Here is a 21,910-nt window from a genome sequence, read left to right as displayed (position 1 = left end):
ACCTCTTTAGTCAATGGCAGCAGTCTCAATGGTGATAAACGAGGAAGCTCGAAACGGCGCTAGCAATGGCTCTTCTGCTTGCGATGAAGTGATCAAGGTCCAGGAGCGCTCGATAGGCGTCCAATGCTGTTGGCGCGCCCGCCCCAGCTTGTCGGTGTCAGCCAGAACAAAAATGTGTGCTGCGCGTTTGATGAAGCATTCCTTTAGATATGCCTGCTGATCGCTTCCCTCACACAGACCAAACTGGGCCACCACGCCGTCAGCTCCCAGAAACGCCTTGTCTACGCTCATGCGACTCAGTGTCAGCTCTGCCAGTGGTCCCAATGTACTCAGACTCGATCCGCGTACATCGCCGCCAATCATCGTCAGACGAATCCCCGGCGCGTTCGCGAGCGTCATCACCGCCAGTAGATTATTGGTCACCACATGCACATCCTGGCGGGCGCAGAGATGCAACGCCAGCGCAGCACACGTGGTGCCACCATCGAGCAATACGGTGTCACCGTCTTGGATGTGTGCAGCTGCCGCTCTGGCAATAGCTTCTTTCTGTTCGCGCTGCGCCGACTTGCGCTCTTCTAGCGACGCTTCGGGCTCGTGGACTCCTATCAAGGCCGTAGCGCCGCCATGAGTTCTCACTAGATGCCGCTGCCTAGCAAGTATCGCAAGATCGCGTCGAACAGTAGCTTCCGACACGCCAAGAGCGGCGCTCAGCTGTTCGACATTTGTGTCACGTAGACGAACCAGTTCCAGAATGGCGCGGTGGCGATCGGTCGCTTTCATGAAGAGCCTTATTGAAAGAAGAGCTACGATCTTACACGAGCAACAGCCTGGACCTCACCTCCGCCGCGTAGCCAATTCGGCGCCTTGACGCAAGGCCTCTAGCAGACTGCGCTCATCTGCAATGCCTTTGCCCGCAATATCAAACGCGGTACCGTGGTCGACAGATGTTCGTATCACTTCCAGCCCAACTGTTATATTAACGCCCGCTTCCAGGCCCAGAACCTTTACCGGACCGTGACCTTGGTCATGATACATCGCCACCACCAGATCAAAATCCCCACGACCGGCACGGAAAAACAAGGTATCGGCGGGTAGCGGGCCGGTGATATCCAGACCTTTCTCTTGAAGGATTTTCACCGCAGGGACAATTTTTTCCTCTTCTTCCCCATAGCCAAACAAACCATTTTCGCCAGCATGCGGGTTGATACCACAGACCCCAATCCTCGGCCTGGCAATCCCAGCCTTGACTAGGGTTGCATTGCCACGTTCAATGGTACGCTGCACCAGACCCGGTTCAATCTTACGAATCGCATCAACGATGCCAATGTGCGTAGTGACATGAATCACGCGTAACTGCGGCGCGACAAGCATCATTGATACCTCGTCGACGTGGGTCAGGTGAGCAAGCAGCTCGGTATGGCCAGGATATTTATGACCCCCCGCATGTAATGCCTCCTTGTTTAGCGGTGCCGTACAAATCGCGTCGATTTCTTTGGCTTCGGCCAGCTGTACGGCCCTCGCGATATATTGGTAAGCAGCATCACCAGCAATGGGTGACAACTGGCCGAATGGCAAGTCTTCGGGGATAAGGTTAAGGTCAATACAATCGATAATGCCAGGCTCGTATAAGGCTTCAGAGGCCTGCTTGATACTGCGAATCTTCATGCGGCCTTTAATGATCGTATTTGCCTGCTCCAAACGATGCGCATCACCTATTACCAGGGGACGACACTGCTGGTAAACAACGTCGTGGGTTAGGCTCTTGACGATAATTTCCGGCCCCACTCCCGCCGCGTCGCCCATGGTGATACCAATGATCGGGAGATAGTTACTCATGATTTCTTACCTTGTTTTGCAGGAAAATGTACGGAGCCTTCGGCAACATTCGCGGGCTCGGTGATATTGCTCAAATGGAGCCACGATGCGTAAAGGGCGTGATCGGTGCCGAATGCACCCGCTTTAGTGATAACACCAGGACGATAACCGTCGCGACTGGCGATGGGGCGACCAAAGGCAACGCCTGCCTCAACTTCGCACTGTAGTTTAAGACTGCCGATACCTACCGCCCCGAGCATTGCACGAGCGGTTTCGCCGCCTGTAGCTATAAGTCCACCAACCTTATCGAAATGTGGGCGGATCATCGCTGCCAGTGACGCAGACAGAAGAGCACCCTCGGCAGGATCAAACGTCTCGTCGCGACCAATGCGCAGTAGAAGGTCTTCGCCACGCTTGAGACATGCGCCAATACGGCGCTCCCATTCTGACCAAGCCGCATACGCTGGGCCTTTGCGTAATACGCCTGGCATGATGGTCAACTCCTGGATACCCGCCCGCTCCTTAAGCATTATGCATTGCCTATCAGATACATCTGACAGGCTACCGACCAGCACGAGAATCGGTGCAAGTTTTCGCTGCATGAAGCTGACATCCTGAGATGGAGAATCAAACAGGTCGGGTAAACCTGCAATTTCCCGTGCCAGTCCACCAGAGCCGACCCAGAATAGCCCTTCACTCATTTTCGCAGTGACTTGCGCCAGCCGACGCAAATCTTCGGAAGTTTCGGCATCAACTATCAGGGCCTGGCTGTCGCCTTTGGCGATCTGCTTGATGTGTTCAGTAAGAACGAATGCGTCACCACGCAAGGTTTCAAGAGTCAATTTGGCTGTGCGCAGACCGGCGGTTTCTAGCATTATGTTGAGATCGGCGCATTGATCAGCATGCTCGAGCTTCCACGTTTCAGTGGTTTCCAACGGTTGCCCATGGACCAGTACCTGTCCCTCATGCGTAGTCCGGCCGGTCGCCGGGAACGCTGGCGCTACGATTGCCAGACCAGCCAAGGCCTGCAAGGCAGCAACTTCTGCCGCCCAATTGCCACGCAGCGTTGAATCGATTTTTTTATACAGCCGTTGTCCAGCCTTTGATTTCTGATAGGCAGCTACTGTACGAGCGGCGGCTTCACTGGAGGATAGACGACGTGTATCAGTGTCGATGGCGATAACCTGGGCCGCCCCGGTGTCATGGGAGGGGTCAAGCGTTACAACCGTATCGAGTCCAAGGCTGGCGAAGGCGATGGCACAGTCCGCTGCGCCGGACAAATCATCGGCAATGATCATAAGCCTCATCGCACGGTCTCCCCTTCGGCATCTGGGATCCGTTCGCGCTGACCATTACGCGCCCTATATCGCTTGGCGGCCATTGAGGTAAGAATGGGCGACAGTATCGCTGTTACCACTACACACGCGGCAACCAATAAAGTCGCGGCGCTGGCGGCGTCGGCATATACGGGGTTAGCCGCAGCAACTAAGGCAGGGACAGCAGCAGCGTTGCCAGCAGTATTGGCTGCGGCGACACCTGCCACACCTGTACCGCCTGACAGGCGGTCAGCAAAATACAGTGGAATACCAGTAACAACTACCACCGCCACGCCTAGCCCGATACCCAGCAAGCCCGCCTGCCAGACCTTGTGCAGGTCAAGGCTAGCTCCTAGCGCCAAGGCAAAGAACGGAATCATCACCGGCACGGCCCTGCCAAGGAAATCGCGCATTTCTCGGTCCAGGTTACCCAGCAACATGCCCAATAGTAGAGGCAGGATTGCACCTACCAGCGTAGGCCAAGGAAACGCAGCCAGACCTGCAACGCCAAGGGTTACCATGGTCAGGAAGGGACCCGACTCTAATGACATGACAGAGTATGCACCTACGTCTTCTGAGCGACCGTACTGGCCCATCAGCGCCATATAAAGACCGCCATTGGTGTCATTCATTGCGGCGACGACGGCTAATGTGGAGAGACCGGCAAAAATGCCTGAACCGATGGGTTGCTCTCCGAGAAAGTGCCCCATGACTACCCCAATCAGCACAGCAGTACCCACCTTCGTTCCAAACAGCACACCGCCTTTTTTCAAGAGGTAGGGCGTGGCTTTGATATCGATGCTGGCTCCCATGCAGACGTAGAACACAGCAAGTATTGGTAGGGAGCCAGTGAATAATGCATTGGTAAACGAGCCAAAGAACTTAGGCATATCCGGCAGGAAGGTTGCGACCAGCGAACCGATAAGCAAAGGCACGATCATCATGCCGCCAGGTACGCGTTCGATACTACGTTTGATTGGGATGTGGGCCACGCGATTCTCCTTGTTTTTATTTCGAGGTGTACCGGGAACACATAAGGATGATCGAAATGATCATTTCCATGTGCATTCCAATCAACAAGCCCTTAATCTAAGCTCTCATATATGCGCAAATCAATCATTTTTTGATCGATTTGCGCAGGCATGGATGGCTCAGGGCATTTCTGTCCAAGCACAACCATGTTTTTGATGCACCTCATCACATTGTTTCCTCTTGCCCCATTTGCGAGCACCTACGTGTAGAAAGGCCCCATTCGTGAGCGTCTCTGTGGTCTTTAAACCTCATAGTTTTTGCAAAGGCCAAAGAGATCAATCACTTAATGTAAGTGGCACAAAACCTGCTCAAATTAATTTACTAACTGATTAATTAATTAAAAAGTCTGGGTCTCATTGAGGCTGTATGCCGCCTCCCTGTTTTAGCTGCCAACAAAAGGCTTGCCTGTCGGCAAGACGACAAAATGCTCTTCAGGAGAACAACAATGCGTGCGTTTATTTGTGCTCAAGTATTTGCGACAGCAGTACTCGGTTCGACTTCGGCCTTGGCCCAAGACAGCATTAAAATTGGCGTCATTCAGCCGCTGACAGGCTCGGTGGCATATAACGGAGCGGCAGATATCAACGGCTCCAAGCTGGCCGTAGAAGAGCGCAACAAAGCAGGCGGCGTGCTAGGCAAGCCGATCGAACTCGTTATCGAGGATGGTCAGTGCAGTCCGGCGAACTCGGTTAACGCCGCAGAAAAACTGATTCAGAAAGATAAAGTAGTCGCCCTATCCGGCGCCTTTTGCAGCTCAGCGACCGCTGCGATCATGCCTGTTGCGCAGAAGTACAAACTACCACTGCTGACGGGAGTGTCTTCCAAGGCTGACCTCACCGAAAAGAACAATCCCTACTTTTTCCGCTCAGCCGAGACCGACGCCCTACTCGCCCAAGCGTTTGCCAAGATCTTGGCTGAAAATCTGAAGCTCAAGAAAGTTGCCTATATCGGTGTAAATGATGACTGGGGCCGGGGCGGCGTAGAGGAATTCTCCAAGGATCTGTCCGCTCATGGTGTCGAGACAGCCATGACGGAATATTTTGATCATGGCGCTACCGACTTTTACACCTTGCTGGCCAAGTTGCGGGTCTCAGGCGCAGATGGGGTATTCATTGCCGCAGAGACTCAGGATGGTTCGATTCTGGTTAAACAGCTCAAGGAATTCGGCATTGATATGAAAGTGTTCGGGGTTGGCTCCTGGGCCACAGCGGACTTCATCAATCTGGTAGGTGATGCCGCCGAAGGCATTTACGCGGCCGTCCCATACGCAGCCACCTTGCCTGGCGAGCGCAACCAGAGGTTCGTTCAAGCCTACCAGGCGCAATACAAGCAGGCCCCGGACAAATACGCCGCGGCCGGCTACAACGCCACCAATATCTTGATGGATGCCATCCAGCGTGCCGGCTCGACGGATGCAGAGCAGATCCGCGAAGCCTTGAAGGCAACCAGTTACCAGGCACCCAATGGTCATTACCAGTTCACGGCCAACGGCCAGGCCTATGGTTTTAACGCGGCGCTGGTACAGATTGAGAACAAACAGCCCAAGGTCGTTGCTACTACTTCCGTCGAAGCCCCCATGGCGCTTGCCGCCAAAGGAGAATGAGCGTGGATCTGTTCCTGCAATTCCTCGCTAACGGCTTGGTGACGGGTACGTTCTACGCGTTGTCCGCCCTGGGTCTCACGCTAATCTTTGGTTTTATGCGGGTCGTGAATTTTGCCCACGGTGAGTTCTATATGCTAGGCGGCGTGCTGGGTTGGTTCGTTACCTCACACCTGGGTCTGGACTTCTTTTCCGGTCTGGTCGTCGTGGCCGCCATCATGGCCGCGTTCGGCTGGCTGGTGGATCGTGTTCTGATTGAGCGAGTCCGCGGACAAGGTGAAGAGCCCGGCATTTTGCTGACCATTGGACTGTCGATTTTCCTGGCTAACTCTGCCCTGCTGTTAGCAGGCACGGCGCCTCAGAAAATCGAAGGGCCGCTACCTAACGCTCCCGTCTTTCTCGGTCCCATCGTGCTGACCGAGATGAGAATTTTCGCCGTGGCGGTGTGCGCGGCGCTGATTTTGGGCGCCCATTTACTGATCAAGAAGACCAAGCTGGGGCGAGCCATGCGCGCGACGTTTCAGGACCCAATGGCCGCACAGTTGGCCGGCATCAAGACAGCACGCGTCTATGCCAGCACGTTCGCCTTGGGTTCGATATTGGCGGCATCTGCCGGAATGCTGCTGGGTGCAATTTATTCAACCCAAGTCACTATTGGCGGCATCGTCAGCCTTAAGGCCTTTGTCGTAGTCATTCTAGGCGGCATGGGCAGCTTTGGTGGGGCCATTGCAGGCGGCCTATTGCTGGGCGTAGCTGAGGCCTTGTGGGGTGGCTACGTTTCTACCGGCATGGTGGACATTATTGGCTTCATCATTGTGATTCTGACGCTGATCTTCAAACCCTACGGCCTGTTTTCAGCCCGTGCGGAGAGGGCGTGACATGAAACTTGAGCGAAATACATTGTTAATTCTCGCTGTTCTGGCCGCCCTGTTTCCTATGCTAGTGACCGACCAGTACGTCCTGCATATCGGCATCATGGTGCTGTTCTACGCTGTATTGGCCAGCAGCTTAAACCTGATCGTCGGTTATGTGGGCGAGTTCTCCCTCGGCCACACGGCCTTTCTAGGACTGGGCGCCTACACGGCAGCAATTCTGGCAACCCGTTACGGACTGCCAATGTGGGCGACCGTACCGTTGGCAGGGGTTATCTCAGCCGCACTGGGATCGGTGATAGGTGCAATTACGCTGCGCCTGCAGGGCCCCTACTTTGTGATTATCACACTGGCCTTCGCTGAAGTACTGCGCATCCTTGCCAATAACTGGGTTGGAGTAACCAATGGACCTATGGGTATTGCCGGTATTCCCCAGCCAGAGATCCTGTCGGCAGTATCGACGTTATACGCCAAGCGCCTCTACTTCTATATTGCCCTGGCAATTACCGCCGTGGCGTTGTACCTGGCCTACCGCTTCGTCTATTCCAGTACCGGGCGCGCCGCTGTAACTGTTCGTGAGAACCGCTACGTTGCTCAGTCAGTTGGCATCCAGCCATTTGCCTACGCGATGCAAGCCTTTGTGCTCGGGGCATTTCTCGCGGGGCTCGCTGGTGGTTTCTACGCGCACTACATTTCCTTCGTAGGTGCCGATGTGTTCCGCTTCAGCTTTATGGCCACCATGATCATCATGGTGCTAATCGGTGGTAAAGGCACCCTGCTCGGCCCGCTGGTGGGCGCGCTGCTGGTCACACTGATGGAGGAATATCTGCGCGAAGCCCAAGAGCTAAGAATGTCGATCTTCGGCCTGATCGTGATGCTTGTGGTGCTGTTCCTGCCCAAGGGCCTGATGGGCTTCCTGACTCTCCGCCGTGAGCGTCATACCGGCAAAGCCGAGTACGCAGACGATATCCAACGTATTCAACCCCAAGGAGGCGCCGTATGAGTAGCGTGCAGCCTTTCCCCTCTCCCTTGTTGTCCGCCCATGGACTGGAAAAGACTTTTGGCGGGCTCAAAGCCGTTCAGGACATCAATTTTGAGGTGAAAGCGGGCGAAATATTTGGCTTGATTGGCCCCAACGGCGCTGGCAAAACCACCTGTTTCAACCTGATCACGGGCTTTTATACGCCCTCCGCCGGCCGCGTGATGTTCAAGGGTGAAGACATTACAGGCAAAAAGCCATACGCCATCGCCCAGAGAGGTCTGGTACGCAGTTTTCAGAAGACCAATGTACTTAAGTCATTGACGGTTTTCGAGAATGTGCTGGCCGGACATTACCTGAGCGCAAGGCAGTCGCTCCTGAACACCTATTTTCCACGTACCCATGTCCGCCAGGCCGAACAGGCGGCTCGCGACAGCGCCGCACAGATCGTTGAGATCATGGGCTTATCCAAGCGCATTAACACACCTGCCCACGTATTGTCGTGTGGTGAGTTGCGCCTTCTAGAAGTGGGAGTTGCGCTTGCCGCCAAGCCCACCCTTTTAATGCTAGACGAACCTGCCGCAGGGCTTAACAGCCAGGAAGCACTGGCCTTTGGCGAAACGCTGAAACGTCTGAGAGAAACGCAAGTACAGTCAATCATCATTGTCGAACACAACATGGGGTTGGTGATGGGTATTTGCGATCGCCTGGTAGTGATGAACTTCGGCCAGAAGCTTGCCGAGGGCACGCCCGCTCAGGTGCAGAACAATCCACAGGTCGTTGAGGCCTATCTGGGGAAGGCACGCGCATGAATCACACCGGCCCACTGCTACATATTCGTGACCTACATGTTGCCTATGGCAAAGCTGGCGCACTTCACGGCATCGATCTAGACATTGCCTATGGTGAAATTGTTGCCTTGATTGGCGCCAACGGTGCCGGCAAGAGTACTACGCTGCGTGCGATTTCCGGCTTACTTAAGCCTACTTCCGGCTCAATTACCTGGGAGGGCAAGAGCATTACCGGCTGGAGCGCAGACCGGGTCGTGGCCCAGGGCATCGCCCATTGCCCCGAGGAGCGCCACATCTGGCCAGCCATGACCGTCAAGGAAAACCTCATGCTGGGTGGCTTCCTATGCCGCTCCAACGTCGAGATTGAAGACCGTATCGGCATGGCCTTTCACCGTTTCCCGCGCCTTCGTGAACGGCAGAAACAACTTGCCGGCACGTTGAGCGGCGGTGAACAGCAGATGCTAGCCATTGCCCGTGCGTTGATGTCTGAGCCGCGTCTGCTGCTGCTGGACGAACCCAGCCTGGGTCTGTCTCCAAAAATGGCCGATGAAGTCTTCGAGGTCGTCCGGGAGATCAATGCTCACGGTGTAACCGTCATGGTCGTCGAACAGAACGTTTATAACGCGTTATCGATTGCCTCTCGGGCCTATGTTGTCGAGACGGGCCGCATCACGACCAGTGACGATGCAGCCCACCTGCTAAAAGACCCGGAGGTGCTTAACGCCTATCTAGGTGCTTGAGGCGTACTCCATGACTCGGGAAACCTCTAACGTTCTGCACAAGAAATTAATTAACCACTTAGTTAATAAGGAATAAATCATGAGCCGTAAGCTAAGAGTAGGCATAGTAGGTGCTGGCATTGGCGGTGTAGCCTTGGCCCGCGCCCTTCAACAACAAGGCATCGAATATCATCTCTTCGAGCGCGCCAAAGCCTTCGGCGAGATTGGCGCAGGCGTACAGATGACGCCTAATGCCGTCAAGGTACTCAACGCGCTGGGTCTTGAAAGCGACTTGCAGCGCATCGGCTTTCTGCCGGAAGCCATGGTAGGCCGTAACTGGGAGACCGCCACCGAACTGTTTCGTACGCCTCTTAAAGAAAACTCCCCCAAGGTCTATGGCGCCGAATTTTTCCATGTTCACCGAGCGGACCTCCACGCCATCCTCTCCCAGGATATTCCAGACGATTGCGTAACCTTTGGTGTGCAATGCACCGGCGTCACGCGTAACTCACATTCAGCCACTGCCACTTTTTCTGATGGATCAATATTTGAGGCTGACCTGATCGTAGGTGCTGACGGCATCCATTCAGCGGTAAGGGATTCGCTTTGGGGTACTGACAAGCCGCAGTTCACCGGTCACATGTGCTGGCGCGCACTGGTACCGGTCGAGCAGCATCCTCTGCCCTTTGTAAGCCCTGATGCTTCATTCTGGATGGGTCCCAGGGCGCACGTAGTGACCTACTACGTGAAAGGCGGTAAGGCCGTAAACATCGTAGCGGTTGCCGAAACTGAGGAATGGGTCAAGGAATCCTGGACGGAGCCCAGCTCTACCGAGGAGCTAGTACAGGCTTACAGCGGTTGGCATACAAACCTGATCCAACTCTTCGAGCGCACCGATCCGACCCAAACGTATAAGTGGGGCCTGTTCGACCATGATCCCATGTCACGTTGGTCTGCAGGTCATGCCACGCTTTTAGGTGATGCCGCACATCCCATGCTGCCCTTCCTCTCCCAGGGCGCAGCCATGGCCATTGAAGACAGTTATGTACTGGCCCAGGCCCTTGTTCACTTTGGAGATGATGTCCTGACCGCGCTGGAGGCCTACGAGAATGAGCGCCGCCCACGCACTTCTCAGGTTCAACTGCAGGCACGCGAGCGCGGCCGGACCTATCACCTCTCCTCCCCCGAGGAGTTGCGCAAGCGTGATCTGGCCTACCAGCAGGAGCAGGCCAAGAATCCCAACGCGGTCGGCATTCGGGCTGAGTGGATCTATGAGTACGACGCCACTATCTGCCGCCAACGTTTTGAAGCCGAGCAGTTAACGGCCTAAGCCAACGCATAAGGACAATAACCATGCAAACGCTGTATCGAATCGGGCAAATCGTACCCAGCTCCAACACCACAATGGAAACCGAGATCCCGGCAATGCTCACCGCTCGCCAGCTGATCCGTCCCGAGCGCTTTACCTTCCACTCCAGCCGTATGCGCATGAAGCATGTGAAAAAGGAAGAGCTGGCCGCCATGGATGCTCAGTCCGACCGTTGCGCCCTTGAGCTGTCCGATGCCCGTGTCGATGTCTTGGGGTACGCCTGCCTTGTGGCCATCATGAGCATGGGGCGGGGCTATCATCGCGAGTCCCAGGCGCGCCTGACCCAGGTCACCCGCGATAACGAGGCTGAAGCGCCAGTGATTACTAGTGCCGGCGCGCTTGTCGATGGGCTCAAGGTGCTGGGTGCCAGGCGCATCGCCCTGGTTGCGCCCTACATGAAGCCGCTGACCGAGCTAGTAGTCGATTACATTCAGCACGAGGGTATCGAGGTCAAGGTCTGGCATGCCCTGGAAATCCCCGACAACCTTGCCGTTGCCCGGCACGATCCGTCCAACCTGCCCAGTATCGTCGCGGATCTGGATCTCGAGGGTGTCGACGCTATCGTGCTGTCGGCCTGTGTGCAGATGCCGTCGCTCTCTGCCGTGGCCAAGGTCGAGGCTCAGACCGGCAAGCCTGTCATCACGGCAGCCATCGCCACCACGTACGCCATGCTCAAAGCCATTGGCCTCGAACCCATCGTGCCGGGGGGCGGTGCCCTGCTGTCCGGTGCTTATTAAGGAGGATGCAATGACTAACTATCTGTATGGCGCCAATGCTCAGGCCAACGGCATTCGCCAGCATTATCTGCGCTATGGCGGACAGGGCCTGCCCCTCATCGTGATCCCCGGAATTACCAGCCCGGCCGTGACCTGGGGCTTTGTGGCCGAGCGCCTGGGACGCCACTTCGATGTGTATGTGCTGGATGTACGCGGCCGGGGTCTGTCGGAAGCGTCACCCACGCTGGACTATAGTCTCGATGCTCAGGCGGCTGATGTCGCCGCCCTGGCCGATGTGCTGGGTCTTGCGCGCTACGCCGTGCTCGGACATTCCATGGGCGGCCGTATCGCCATACGCATGGCCTGCCGGCTCAAGCCCCAGGGCCTTGAGCGTCTGATCATTGTCGACCCACCAGTTTCCGGCCCGGGCCGTCGCCCCTATCCGAGCGGCCTGCCCTGGTATGTCGACTCCATTCGCCAGTCGCTCGAGGGCATGGGTGCTGAGGATATGCGTGTCTTTTGTCCCACCTGGACAGAAGAGCAGCTGCGCTTGCGGGCCGAATGGCTGCATACCTGCGATGAGCGCGCCATCGTGGCCAGCTACAACGGCTTTCATGAAGACAATATCCATCAGGATCTGCCGCACATTAACCTGCCGACCCTGCTGATAGTGGCCGGGCGCGGCAATGTGCTCCTGCCCGAAGACATCGAGGAGATCCAGGGCCTCATGCCGGAGGTGACGGTAGCTCGGGTAGAAAACGCTGGACATATGATCCCCTGGGATGACGAGGAAGGCTTCTACCAGGCCTTTGGCCACTTTCTGGGTACCCCTGTTTAAGAGGACCGCGACATGGCTATCAGCGATATCGATCTGATCAACGCCTGGAAACAGGTGCTCACCCTTTCCAAGCTCAAGGCCGGTGATATTGTAACCGTGCTGACCAGCGACACCACACATCCACAAACCTTGCGCACCGCCCTAATCGCAGCGGCAGGCTTGGGCGCGCGGGTGAATCGACTCGACCTGCCTCCGGTTAATGGAGAGAAGGCGCATAGCCGTGACAGCCTGGCCTATCTGGGCACCACGCCGCTTACCGGCAACCGCGCTGCCATCGCCGCGCTCAAGGAAAGCGACCTGGTGCTGGATCTGATGACGCTGCTGTTCTCACCCGAACAGCACGAAATCCTGAGCTCGGGTACCAGGATTTTGCTGGCAGTCGAGCCGCCGGAAGTGCTGGCCCGCCTGGTGCCGACCGAGGCCGACCGAGCCCGCGTATTTCGAGCCGCTGCTCAACTCGAAGGAGCCCGGGAAATGCATGTTGTCTCCCGGGCCGGTACGGACCTACGCTGCCCGCTGGGGCAGTATCCGGCCATCAAGGAGTATGGCTTTGTGGATGAGCCCGGCCGTTGGGATCACTGGCCCAGCGGCTTTATCCTGACCTGGCCCAACGAGGCGCAGGCTAACGGCCGTATCGTGCTGGACAAGGGCGATATCCTTCTGCCGCAAAAATGCTACGTGAACGAACCCATCACTCTAACGGTAAAGGAAGGTTATATCACCGCTATCGAAGGTGGACTCGATGCCGAGCTGCTCAGGGACTATATGGGTGAGTTCAACGACCCGGAAGCCTATGCGCTGTCACATATCGGCTGGGGCCTGCAGAAGCGGGCGCGCTGGTCGACCCTATCGCTATATGACCGCGAATCCACTATTGGCATGGACGCCCGCGCCTTTGAGGGCAACTTTCTTTGCTCGATGGGTCCGAACAACGAGGCCGGAGGCGACCGCGTCACGGCATGCCATATCGACATTCCCATGCGCAACTGCACGATCAGCCTGGACGGCAACGTGGTGGTACGTGAGGGAAAGATCATCGACAACCCTGCTGAGTAAGGAGACAGACGATGCAACGCGACGAAGCGGTTTACCAGCGCCAGGGATTTGGAGCTCAGTTGGGTATCCAGGGACAGATTGGCCTGCTGATTATTGATTTCGTGAACGGCTTTGCCGACTCAAAAGTATTTGGCGGCGGCAATATTCCCGAGGCGATTCAGGCTACCGTGCCGGTGCTGGCAGAGGCAAGACAGCGCGGCTGGCCTGTAGCGCACAGCCGGATCGTGTTTGCCGACGACGGCAGCGATCAAAATATCTTTACGCTCAAGGTACCCAGCATGCTTAGCCTTAAGGAGCATGAGCACAACAGTGCCATTGTGCCGGAGCTGGAACCGGCCGAAGGCGAGCTGGTAGTGCGCAAGACGGTACCGTCGGCCTTTTTCGGGACGGGACTTTCCGCCTGGCTAACTCAACGCGGCGTGCAAACGCTCCTGATAGCCGGAGCCGTGACCAGCGGCTGCGTGCGGGCGAGTGTGGTGGATGCGATGTCCTATGGCTTTCGTCCGGTAGTGCTGGCCGACTGCGTAGGTGACCGCGCCCTGGCCCCGCATGAAGCGAACCTGTTCGACATGGAGCAAAAGAACGCTGATGTCTGCTCATTTGCAGAGCTGCTGAATCAGTTCGCCCATTAGAACCGGTCATACCAGACCCGGTGTCATCACCGGGTCTGCTTAGTTACACTGTACTTAATCAAATAATACCCTGCGGCTTTGGAGCATAATGGATACGGTGAATGTCAGCGGCCGTCGAGGCGTAAGCATTAAGCGCAGCCGAGCCGCGGCGAAAAACAAACCAGGGCGTCCCGAAGGGTCAAGTAACGTACGTGATGAGATCCTCAACGCGGCCGAGTTTTTATTTGCTGACTTGGGCTATGCAGGAACAACGCTACGCGAGATTGCCGAGGCTGCCAAGGTTACCCAAGCGCTGATCAATTACTATTTCGGTTCTAAGTACGGCTTATTTGAAGAGGTGTTTCTGCGCCGTGGCCGAAAAATCTCCGAAGAGCGGTTGCGTCGGCTTGAAGAGCTGAAATGCGCCGGGCCCCTGCAAGTTATTGATATTGTCCATGCCTTTCTCACGCCTACGTTAGCGCTACGTAGTAGCAAGGCGGGCCGGGCTTTTATTCGCCTCCAGGCGCGTCTGCATACCGAACCTCCTGAAATCTCTTATAAGCTCAGAAACGAAGCCTATGACATGTCCACGAAAGCCTATGTAGAAGCCTTTCGTATAGCCCTTCCTTACATCAGCGAGTGCGAAGCCTATTGGCGTGTCACGCTGATGGTGGGTGCCTACATGTATGCCTTTTCTGATACCCACCGGCTTGAGCAACTGGCTGGGGATATCTGCCACCCGGAGGACTCTGAAGAGGTGTTAAAGCAGATGAGTGCTTTTGTGACCGCTGGAATGCAAGCTCCTTCTTGCACTTAATCTGTACCGGTCAACTGTGTTCGGCCTACGACTTAGTGAGCCGCTGAGGCCAGCTTGACCTGCTTTACAGGTCTCTTTCCAGGTTTGGTTATCACCTCCTCCCACTGCCCATTTCATCTGAAAAGTAGCTTCATAATTATGGGGCACCTAGAGCGCAGCAGTTATTCAGTAACACAGCGTCGACGGACGGCGACCATCAACATGGTATGCAGCTTACGGCTAGCCGGGAAAGGCTTCGGTGATAAAGGAGCAGTAGAAGCCAAACAGGAAAAGACCATGCTGTTCTAGAGCGCTGCCGACGTCACGGTAAAATCAAGCCTATCCTCGCGCAGGCAGCGGCAGCATGAACTTATAATTTTGTTGCTCTTTTTAGCAACAAAATTCATTAGTTTGTCTACGCCTCTGCTGCGAACGTTTTAGCGGCTTGGTTTCAGTTGAAATCTTTCAGTAGGTAGTCAACGATCAATACCGGTTCCACTTATTCACCTAGTTTACGCGGCACCTTAAACAGGGCAAGCCGCATCTCATGCGACATTGCTATCAGACCTGCCCATTTGAAATCCTCCCCACACTACAGGACGGGGATTCCCACAAATGGACGTTCAAGCCCGAGCGCGAGAATATTCCTGGCCGCGTTGATATCACGGTCGTGAGCAACACCGCACTTACAGCAGGGCCATTCTCTTGTACGCAGCCATTAATGCATTTTGGCCCCGTCAGAGAACCGCAAGCCGAACAGGTGCAGGTGATGTATGCCTCGCCTACTTCCTGGATTTCTCTCACTGCACAAGTCAAGGGTCCTCGCTGAGCACAATACGCCTGTTGCCATAGGACGGTGTCTTGAACAGCATAAGAATTCGCGGCAGGGTAAAAGGCAAGGAGCATAGTCATTGCGACACTCCAAGCCAATAAACGCCTTATAAGCTAGATAGCAAATGCAGAAGCACCTACCTGCTTTTTATGATTCTTCAATCAAACAAAGGATTAGTTTAATAGTGCCCTGTCTTAAGGGTCAAAGTTAAGCGCTTGAGACTTTTGAAGCCAACCCTTTTACCTTGGTGAAAACTATCTGTTCTCTTTGATAAGTACGCTCTAGAGCGTTTATATACGTGTTGATACTAGTCATTGTGTATCGAATGCTCGATCAGCTGGGTACCCAGCAATGCCCCGTAGAGAATTTAGTAGATGGACAAGCTTGATGCTTGCTTTTGCTTATTGAAGTAGACGGGGCGGCAAACAGAGCCGCCCCGTAAACAGATTAGATTTGAGCCTGGCCACCATCCACAAAAAGCTCAATGCCATTTATAAAGCTGGCGTCATCAGAGGCCAGGAACAGTGCAGCACTAGCAATCTCTTCCGGTTCGCCAACACGGCCCATAGGGATCTGGGACGCAAGATAATCAAGCAGCCCCTGCTGTTGGGATGCATCGGGGCCGGCCAGATCCACTAGGCCGGGAGTTCTGGTTGCCCCAGGACTGATAGTGTTGACTCGTACGCTGCGATCCTTCAGGTCGAGTATCCAGCTGCGAGCAAAAGCCCTGACGGCTGCCTTTGAAGCCGAGTATACGCTGAATGCCGGCGTGCCCGAGCTTCCAGCCGTAGACCCGGTAAGAATAACCGATGCATGCTTAGCAAGCAGCGGCAGTGCTTTTTGAACCGTAAACAGCACACCTTTTACGTTACGGTCAAAAATGTCGTTATAGTGCGTCTCGGTTATCTCGCTTAACGGCAGCATCGAGCCCCCGCCGGCGTTAGCAAATAACACATCAATTCGTCCGTACTCCGCACTGATGCGCTGGTACAGCGCATCCAGCTGATCGAGTTGGGAAGAGTCAACCTGAACACCGGTAGCGCTGCTGCCAATTTGTACAACCGCCGCGTCAAGTTCAGCTTGCCGACGCCCAGTAACATAAACATGAGCACCTTCCTGCGCAAAACGCCTGGCGGTAGCTAGGCCAATACCGGTAGTGCCGCCTGTGACTAATGCAATCTTGCCTTCGAGTCTGCGAGCCATAGTAGTTCTCCTGCTTCGTAATGATTTATGGACGAATGATTACGAGATGGAGAAAGCATATCGACACACAATGCCTTTCAAAATAGAATCATTTGAAAGCTAACGTTGCATAAATGAAATGAATAAATTTCCTGATTTTGAAGGCCTTGCCATGTTTGCCAAGGTAGCAGAAGAAGGCTCGTTCGCAGCGGCGGCCCGGGTCATGGGGGTATCAGTCCCAACCGTCTCACGCGCAGTCACCCGACTTGAGCAACGCTTGGGTGGACGATTATTTAATCGTACCTCTCGCCAGTTAGCGCTTACCGAATTCGGGTCAAGCATGGCGACCAAGGCTGCTGAGATCTATCGGCAGGCAGAAGAGGTTGAAAGCGAGGCCCTGGAGTTGGCCATCGAGCCTAGAGGACAGGTACGCCTTGCTGTGCCCATGTCGTTTGGGTTGCGCTGGGTCGCCCCACTATTGCCAGCGCTAATACGACAATATCCCGGGCTTACCTTAGACCTGCATCTCTCTGATGCCTCTGTTGACCTCGTTGCTGATGGATTTGACGCGGCCCTGAGAATTGCTGCACTTCCGGATTCATCGCTGGTTGCCCGTCACTTATGCCCTGTAACGCAATACTTGGTTGCTTCCCCTGCGTATCTTAGGGCTTATGGATATCCTTCCCATCCACGAGAGTTATCGGATCGAGCCTGTTTGAGTTACGCCTACCGCGCTCGCAGCCGTGTCTGGCGTTTTACCCATGTGGACGGCACGACAGAAGATATAATGCCTAAGGGGCCGCTGCGGGTGACCAATTCGGATGCATTGCTTCCGACACTATTGGATGGGCTGGCTATTGCTGAACTACCAGAGTTCATTGCCAACGACTATCTAGCTAATGGCAGCCTTGAGCGGCTACTGCCTGAGTGGAGCATGACCAAGGGCGGTCTTTATTTTGTGACTCCCTCGGCGAGAAGTCGCCCTGCCAAAGTAAAGGCTTTGTCAGAATTCTTTGTGAAACACCTATCTAACCCAGTATGGCGTCAGCCTTAAGAAGATAAGAAACCAGCTATTTTAAAGCAACTAAATTAGTGTTTAGCCCATCAATCATGTGTGGACGATCCCCCTCCAACTATTGTCCAACCACAAGGTTGAACGTGCTCAAGCGCCAGCAAAATTCTTCCTCCTCATAACGAAGCAAAAGGTTCCGCTAGGAATGCCCCATCACAGAGCAATAACTTCCGAATCAGCGTTAGCCTTTCTAACGGGCGGTGGGATCATGGGTCAGCAGATGCGTGATTATGACTGGTCTGTCTCTCCCCTTGGTATACCGCAGAAGTGGCCTGAGTCCTTGCGAACAGCTGTCAGTATTATGCTTAACTCAGGTCACCCAATGTTTATGACATGGGGTCCAGAGCAGATTTTCTTGTTCAACGATGCCTATCGTCCTGTACTGGGCGCCAAAGTAACCTGGGCCATTGGAGAGCAGTTTGAAAAGGTTTGGGCGGATATCTGGCATATTTTGAGTCCAGCTGCCGAGCGAGCGCTGGCCGGGGAAGCTACCTGGTTTGAAAACCAGAAATTAGTGATGCAGCGACACGGCTACGCAGAGGAAACCTACTTTAATTATTCCTACAGCCCCGTCCGAGACGAGACCGGCGCTGTAGCAGGTATGTTTTGCGCTTGCACTGAAACTACAGAGACAGTTTTCGCGACACGTCGGTTACGGGAAACCGAACGAGCCTTAAGAGATGCTAATGAATCCCTGCACCGTGAGCGAGAAGTTGTAAAAGCAGCCAACCACAGGCTTATGGCTGAGACCGAATTCTTACGCCAATTATTTGCTCAGGCTCCTGGCTTTATCACGGTCATGCGCGGTCCTGAGCACGTCTTTGAGCTGGCCAATGCCGCTTTTCAACAGCTGATCGGGCATCGGGACATTTAACAGAAGTCGGCTCGTAACGTATTACCTGACCTTGAAGGCCAGGGTTTTTTCGAGCTGCTGGATCAGGTTTTTCAGACAGGTGAAGCGTTTGTAGGTCAACAGCGTCCCGTCCAGTTACAACGCCTGCCAGGCGGACCTAGCGAAGAGCGGTTCGTTGATTTTGTTTATCAGCCGTTCTTTGATATGCAAGGTCACGTACAAGGAGTCTTCTGTCAGGGTTCTGATGTAACGGAGCGCGTGCAGGCTGAGCAAGCCTTGCGTCAGTTGACTGAAAGTCTTGAGGAGCAGATTAAACTCCGTACTCAGGAGCTGCAGCAAGCTGAAGAAGCCCTGCGTCAGGCCCAGAAAATGGAAGCGGTAGGCCGCTTGACCGGCGGGATCGCCCACGACTTCAATAACCTACTCCTAGGCATCAAAGGTTCTCTTGGGCTAATTGAAAAGCGTATTGCCAGTAACAGAATACAGGACATCAGTCGCTTCATTGCGCTGGCTATGAGTTCGACGGATCGTGCCGCGGCCCTAACCCATCGGCTGCTCGCTTTCTCGAGACGCCAGCCGTTGGCACCTAAAGCTATAGGTATCAACAGACTGGTTGCCTCCATGGAAGATCTGCTTCGCCGCACACTTGGTGAAAACATTGCGCTCGAGTTGAAACTGTGCCCTAAGTTGCATCCTATTCTCTGCGACCCTAATCAGCTTGAAAGTGCCATCCTCAATCTAGCAATCAATGCACGGGACGCAATGCCTGACGGTGGCCGACTTACGCTGGAGACGTTAGCCGAAACGCTAAACGCTGATAAAGCTCAGGCGCTGGAGGCCACACCCGGTTCGTATATCTGTCTATCAGTTACAGACAGCGGCGTAGGGATGACGCCCGAAGTTATTAGTCACGCATTCGACCCATTTTTCACCACGAAACCACTCGGTCAGGGTACCGGACTAGGTTTATCCATGGTTTATGGTTTTGTTCACCAGTCAGGCGGCTATGTAAAAATCCAAAGTGAGGTTAACGTTGGGACCCAAATCATTCTTGCATTGCCATGCAGCCAATCGGAACTGGAAGATGAACAGCTACCCGCCCGGCTTACGACTCTTCACCCTGCTGAATCAGGAAAAGTCGTACTGGTTGTGGAAGATGAAAGCAGCGTTCGCCTGCTAATCGTCGAGACGCTGAATGAAATGGGCTATCAAACTATAGAGGCAAGTGATGGAGGTGCTGGCCTGATCATTTTACAGTCCAGTACTGCAGTAGATCTGCTGATTACTGACATTGGGCTACCCGTGATTAATGGTCGCCTGATGGCTGAGGCTGCTCGCGAGGTACGTCCTGATCTTCTTATCCTGTACATGACCGGTTACGCCGAGGCGGCGGCTGCTGCAGAAAGCTTTCTCCCGAAGGGAACGGAACTTATTACCAAACCTTTCGATTTAGACGACTTTGCTTCACGCATCCACCGCATGCTAAAGGCTTGAATAGTCCTTTAGTCGCGTAGAAGGATCAACTCCCCCTTCCCCCTACATACACGACCACTCACAGGCCAGGACTAGGACTTAAAAACCTGCTATAGGTCGCAGGAAAGCACTAAGGCAGTAGCCTTACCCCAAGCCGTATATGTTTCATCTGGTAGTCGTGTACTTCCTGCTAAACTTTTGAGGCGCAAGCTCTATGCCCGCTGTAACAGCCCAATCACGATATTCAAGTTGTTGGTACCGGCGCTGTTTGCCATGGCGCTCATACTGCCAGGTTTTCACGGTGAAAACTTTCCAGTCGGCACACCGGTGGCGATCACTCAATCAGTATCTCGACCGTCCTGACAGCGATAGCCATCAGCAGCATTATTTTTAGTTTCAACGGTTTCCAAACCCCGATAAACCTTGCTGGCGAGGTACGTAACCCCGGCCCTAATGTTGCTATAGGAATGATTGGATCAATCATTATTGCCGCGGTGATTTACTTGCTGCTCCAGGTCGCTTTCTAGGCGACGCTCCTCCTGAGCATATGCATGAAGGGGACAGGTCTTACATACAGCTCACCTTTTGCCCAACTGGCGCTGGCCTTGAGCCTAAAATGGCTGGCCTTTCTGCTCTATGCGGACGCCTTTGTCAGCCCGAGCGGAACGGGCGCAGCCTATACCGCCTCGACTGCGCGGATGATCTACGGTATCCAGCGTAACGGCACCCTCCCCGCTCTGTTTGGATAGGTTCATCCCAAGTTCGGCTGTCTTAATCCCTCTAAACGTGCAAGACGTTTTCTCCAGCCCCAAGTGTGCTCTGGCAGATCGGTCAATTGAAATTGATGGCGTTAGTGAAACGTGCAGCATCAGCACTAAAGTTATGAGAGTTACCAATAATGATTTCATCGTAGGGGGTCAGGATTTTTTGGCAGCTGAATGCCACATCCTTCTAATAATGTTAGTTATGTAATATTTCTGTTTGGAGGTTATGTCTGGTAATCGTGCCCTGAACAATCTTAAAGGCCTGATACAACCTTGCCATTATTGTCGCCCTGCCCTGTTTAACATCGCGTACCGGTGTAGGGAAGTAAAAGCTAACGCCCAAATGATGCAAATGCTCGACACTCTGAGGCAGCGCCTCACGTAAGTAGAGTTGCTGATCATCCGGTCTATGTAACTCAGGACGATGACAGGCAAAGTGTTTCTTACAATGGCCATTGAAACGGCACCTCTTACTGGCGGGGGCGATTATGGTTGGCATAGGCTTATAGTGGTGCTGGTTATGGCTCGCTATCCTGTAAAGATAGTTATCCACCTGAAGGGTACCGTGAACGCTCGACAGCATCGTACTACGCGGTGGGCCCTTACCTAAGTCTTGTAGGTAAGAACTCTATACCGTTTGTATAGCTAAAGGCTTACACGATATGGCGGTAAGTTGCTCTCACACACCCTAAGAAAAGGCCGTAATCTACACCTATCAACTGCAGCACAGGATGTGCTCAGAGAGATCAAGGATGATTGATCATCGCCTGGATGGCAGCTCGACAGGACGTTGAGTATGATCAACAAGAACCCGCTTCGGCGGGTTTTTTGTTGTCTGTAAGTAAAGCTATTCCGGTTGCTTAGCGGTAGCTCCTAAAGAAACTTGAAGTAGAGACCTCTGGCTGTAGTATCTGGTAAATGAGATGCCCTTACCCCTAACAGACCGGCAACAGGATTTATTGGCCGCACTCTTAAGGCGTGCCCCAAGAGCGGGCTACCTCGCCTTGGCGGTCGGCGATGCCCTGGATCCTGTATCAGCGCCTATCAATGACGGCCCCATGTTGCGTGACATAGTAATAGCGCTGTTTGAGCGCTGGTCGAAAGATCCTGCTGGAATGACGCCTACTCTTCAGGAACATCTGGAAATCTGGCGTGACTATGGGGCATTAAGCAGCGCTTCATATGAGACGCTACTCGAGAAAGTAAAGCTCAGGTAATGTGAGT

The 21,910-nt window shown here is 54.2% G+C and carries 23 protein-coding genes and 1 pseudogene; 18 read left to right on the top strand and 6 right to left on the bottom strand.

The annotated features are described in order from the left end of the window. Nucleotides 1-6: 6 nt before the first annotated feature. From EAW52_RS23230 to EAW52_RS23215, 4 genes are read right to left on the bottom strand one after another with little or no spacing between them, the layout of a single operon-like run. On the bottom strand, nt 7-780 hold the full coding sequence (locus EAW52_RS23230; protein ID WP_112298051.1) for a DeoR/GlpR family DNA-binding transcription regulator: 774 nt from the start codon (nt 778-780) through the stop codon (nt 7-9). A gap of 54 nt (nt 781-834) precedes the next feature. Beyond that, nucleotides 835-1,836 (bottom strand): 4-hydroxythreonine-4-phosphate dehydrogenase PdxA, encoded by a 1,002-nt coding sequence (pdxA, locus tag EAW52_RS23225; RefSeq protein ID WP_122044251.1) that lies wholly within the window; start codon nt 1,834-1,836, stop codon nt 835-837. Then, nucleotides 1,833-3,122: a four-carbon acid sugar kinase family protein gene (locus EAW52_RS23220; RefSeq protein ID WP_122044250.1), complete on the bottom strand. Its 1,290-nt coding sequence runs from the start codon at nt 3,120-3,122 to the stop codon at nt 1,833-1,835. Before EAW52_RS23220 ends, pdxA begins: the two co-directional genes overlap by 4 nt. Beyond that, nucleotides 3,119-4,123: a 2-keto-3-deoxygluconate permease gene (locus tag EAW52_RS23215; RefSeq protein WP_122044249.1), complete on the bottom strand. Its 1,005-nt coding sequence runs from the start codon at nt 4,121-4,123 to the stop codon at nt 3,119-3,121. The genes EAW52_RS23220 and EAW52_RS23215 overlap by 4 nt, the downstream gene beginning before the upstream one ends. A 485-nt stretch (nt 4,124-4,608) precedes the next feature. On the opposite strand from EAW52_RS23215, the gene EAW52_RS23210 reads away from it, so the two are divergent. The 11 genes from EAW52_RS23210 to EAW52_RS23160 all read left to right on the top strand — a co-directional run bounded on the left by EAW52_RS23210 (nt 4,609) and on the right by EAW52_RS23160 (nt 14,531). Continuing rightward, complete coding sequence (locus EAW52_RS23210) at nt 4,609-5,766, top strand: ABC transporter substrate-binding protein (RefSeq protein ID WP_122044248.1); 1,158 nt, start codon at nt 4,609-4,611, stop codon at nt 5,764-5,766. Between the two features lie 2 nt (nt 5,767-5,768). Then, nucleotides 5,769-6,641, top strand: a complete 873-nt coding sequence (locus EAW52_RS23205) for a branched-chain amino acid ABC transporter permease (RefSeq protein ID WP_112298046.1) — start codon at nt 5,769-5,771, stop codon at nt 6,639-6,641. Between the two features lies 1 nt (nt 6,642). Beyond that, nucleotides 6,643-7,638, top strand: coding sequence for a branched-chain amino acid ABC transporter permease (locus EAW52_RS23200; RefSeq protein WP_122044247.1), 996 nt, complete (start codon nt 6,643-6,645; stop codon nt 7,636-7,638). After that, nucleotides 7,635-8,426, top strand: a complete 792-nt coding sequence (locus tag EAW52_RS23195; RefSeq protein ID WP_122044246.1) for an ABC transporter ATP-binding protein — start codon at nt 7,635-7,637, stop codon at nt 8,424-8,426. The genes EAW52_RS23200 and EAW52_RS23195 overlap by 4 nt, the downstream gene beginning before the upstream one ends. Beyond that, nucleotides 8,423-9,145 carry an ABC transporter ATP-binding protein gene (locus EAW52_RS23190; RefSeq protein ID WP_112298043.1) on the top strand — a complete coding sequence of 241 codons (723 nt, stop codon included), beginning with the start codon at nt 8,423-8,425 and terminating at the stop codon, nt 9,143-9,145. The genes EAW52_RS23195 and EAW52_RS23190 overlap by 4 nt, the downstream gene beginning before the upstream one ends. Nucleotides 9,146-9,224: 79 nt before the next feature. Next, nucleotides 9,225-10,454, top strand: a complete 1,230-nt coding sequence (locus tag EAW52_RS23185) for an FAD-dependent monooxygenase (protein ID WP_122044245.1) — start codon at nt 9,225-9,227, stop codon at nt 10,452-10,454. Nucleotides 10,455-10,477: 23 nt separating this feature from the next. After that, nucleotides 10,478-11,230: an Asp/Glu racemase gene (locus tag EAW52_RS23180; protein WP_122044244.1), complete on the top strand. Its 753-nt coding sequence runs from the start codon at nt 10,478-10,480 to the stop codon at nt 11,228-11,230. Nucleotides 11,231-11,240: 10 nt separating this feature from the next. Continuing rightward, nucleotides 11,241-12,047, top strand: a complete 807-nt coding sequence (locus tag EAW52_RS23175; protein ID WP_122044243.1) for an alpha/beta fold hydrolase — start codon at nt 11,241-11,243, stop codon at nt 12,045-12,047. Nucleotides 12,048-12,059: 12 nt separating this feature from the next. Next, the gene (locus tag EAW52_RS23170) at nt 12,060-13,103 is read left to right on the top strand and encodes a 2,5-dihydroxypyridine 5,6-dioxygenase (RefSeq protein WP_122044242.1); all 1,044 of its coding nucleotides are present in this window, start codon (nt 12,060-12,062) and stop codon (nt 13,101-13,103) included. Between the two features lie 11 nt (nt 13,104-13,114). Further along, nucleotides 13,115-13,735: an isochorismatase family protein gene (locus EAW52_RS23165; protein WP_112298038.1), complete on the top strand. Its 621-nt coding sequence runs from the start codon at nt 13,115-13,117 to the stop codon at nt 13,733-13,735. An 88-nt stretch (nt 13,736-13,823) separates the two neighbouring features. Beyond that, on the top strand, nt 13,824-14,531 hold the full coding sequence (locus EAW52_RS23160) for a TetR/AcrR family transcriptional regulator (RefSeq protein WP_122044241.1): 708 nt from the start codon (nt 13,824-13,826) through the stop codon (nt 14,529-14,531). Between the two features lie 571 nt (nt 14,532-15,102). On the opposite strand, the gene EAW52_RS26535 is transcribed toward EAW52_RS23160, so the two are convergent. Together EAW52_RS26535 and EAW52_RS23150 are read right to left on the bottom strand one after the other, a co-directional pair. Next, nucleotides 15,103-15,225: a zinc ribbon domain-containing protein gene (locus EAW52_RS26535; RefSeq protein ID WP_256680854.1), complete on the bottom strand. Its 123-nt coding sequence runs from the start codon at nt 15,223-15,225 to the stop codon at nt 15,103-15,105. Nucleotides 15,226-15,789: 564 nt separating this feature from the next. Continuing rightward, nucleotides 15,790-16,545, bottom strand: a complete 756-nt coding sequence (locus EAW52_RS23150; RefSeq protein ID WP_122044240.1) for an SDR family NAD(P)-dependent oxidoreductase — start codon at nt 16,543-16,545, stop codon at nt 15,790-15,792. Between the two features lie 118 nt (nt 16,546-16,663). Between EAW52_RS23150 and EAW52_RS23145 the strand changes: the two genes are divergently transcribed. The 7 genes and pseudogenes from EAW52_RS23145 to EAW52_RS23125 all read left to right on the top strand — a co-directional run bounded on the left by EAW52_RS23145 (nt 16,664) and on the right by EAW52_RS23125 (nt 21,903). After that, nucleotides 16,664-17,578 (top strand): LysR family transcriptional regulator, encoded by a 915-nt coding sequence (locus EAW52_RS23145; RefSeq protein WP_122044239.1) that lies wholly within the window; start codon nt 16,664-16,666, stop codon nt 17,576-17,578. A 226-nt stretch (nt 17,579-17,804) separates the two neighbouring features. After that, nucleotides 17,805-18,470, top strand: coding sequence for a PAS domain-containing protein (locus EAW52_RS26270; protein WP_218567898.1), 666 nt, complete (start codon nt 17,805-17,807; stop codon nt 18,468-18,470). A gap of 54 nt (nt 18,471-18,524) precedes the next feature. Further along, nucleotides 18,525-18,650: pseudogene (locus tag EAW52_RS26995) on the top strand (hypothetical protein); the annotation flags it as partial. A 420-nt stretch (nt 18,651-19,070) separates the two neighbouring features. Beyond that, the gene (locus tag EAW52_RS26260) at nt 19,071-19,943 is read left to right on the top strand and encodes an ATP-binding protein (RefSeq protein ID WP_218567897.1); all 873 of its coding nucleotides are present in this window, start codon (nt 19,071-19,073) and stop codon (nt 19,941-19,943) included. A gap of 320 nt (nt 19,944-20,263) precedes the next feature. After that, entirely contained in the window at nt 20,264-20,449 is a 186-nt protein-coding gene (locus tag EAW52_RS26990; RefSeq protein ID WP_218567951.1) for an amino acid permease, read from the top strand. 24 nt (nt 20,450-20,473) lie between these two features. Next, a complete protein-coding gene (locus EAW52_RS26250) occupies nt 20,474-20,671 on the top strand; it encodes a hypothetical protein (protein WP_218567896.1) in 198 nt (65 codons plus the stop codon). A gap of 938 nt (nt 20,672-21,609) precedes the next feature. After that, complete coding sequence (locus tag EAW52_RS23125) at nt 21,610-21,903, top strand: hypothetical protein (RefSeq protein ID WP_122044237.1); 294 nt, start codon at nt 21,610-21,612, stop codon at nt 21,901-21,903. Nucleotides 21,904-21,910 lie beyond the last annotated feature (7 nt).

It is taken from the genome of Pseudomonas sp. LTJR-52 (genome assembly GCF_003691465.1).
GTDB classification, from domain to species: domain Bacteria; phylum Pseudomonadota; class Gammaproteobacteria; order Pseudomonadales; family Pseudomonadaceae; genus Chryseomonas; species Chryseomonas luteola.
This window is presented reverse-complemented; position numbering and strand designations above follow the sequence as displayed.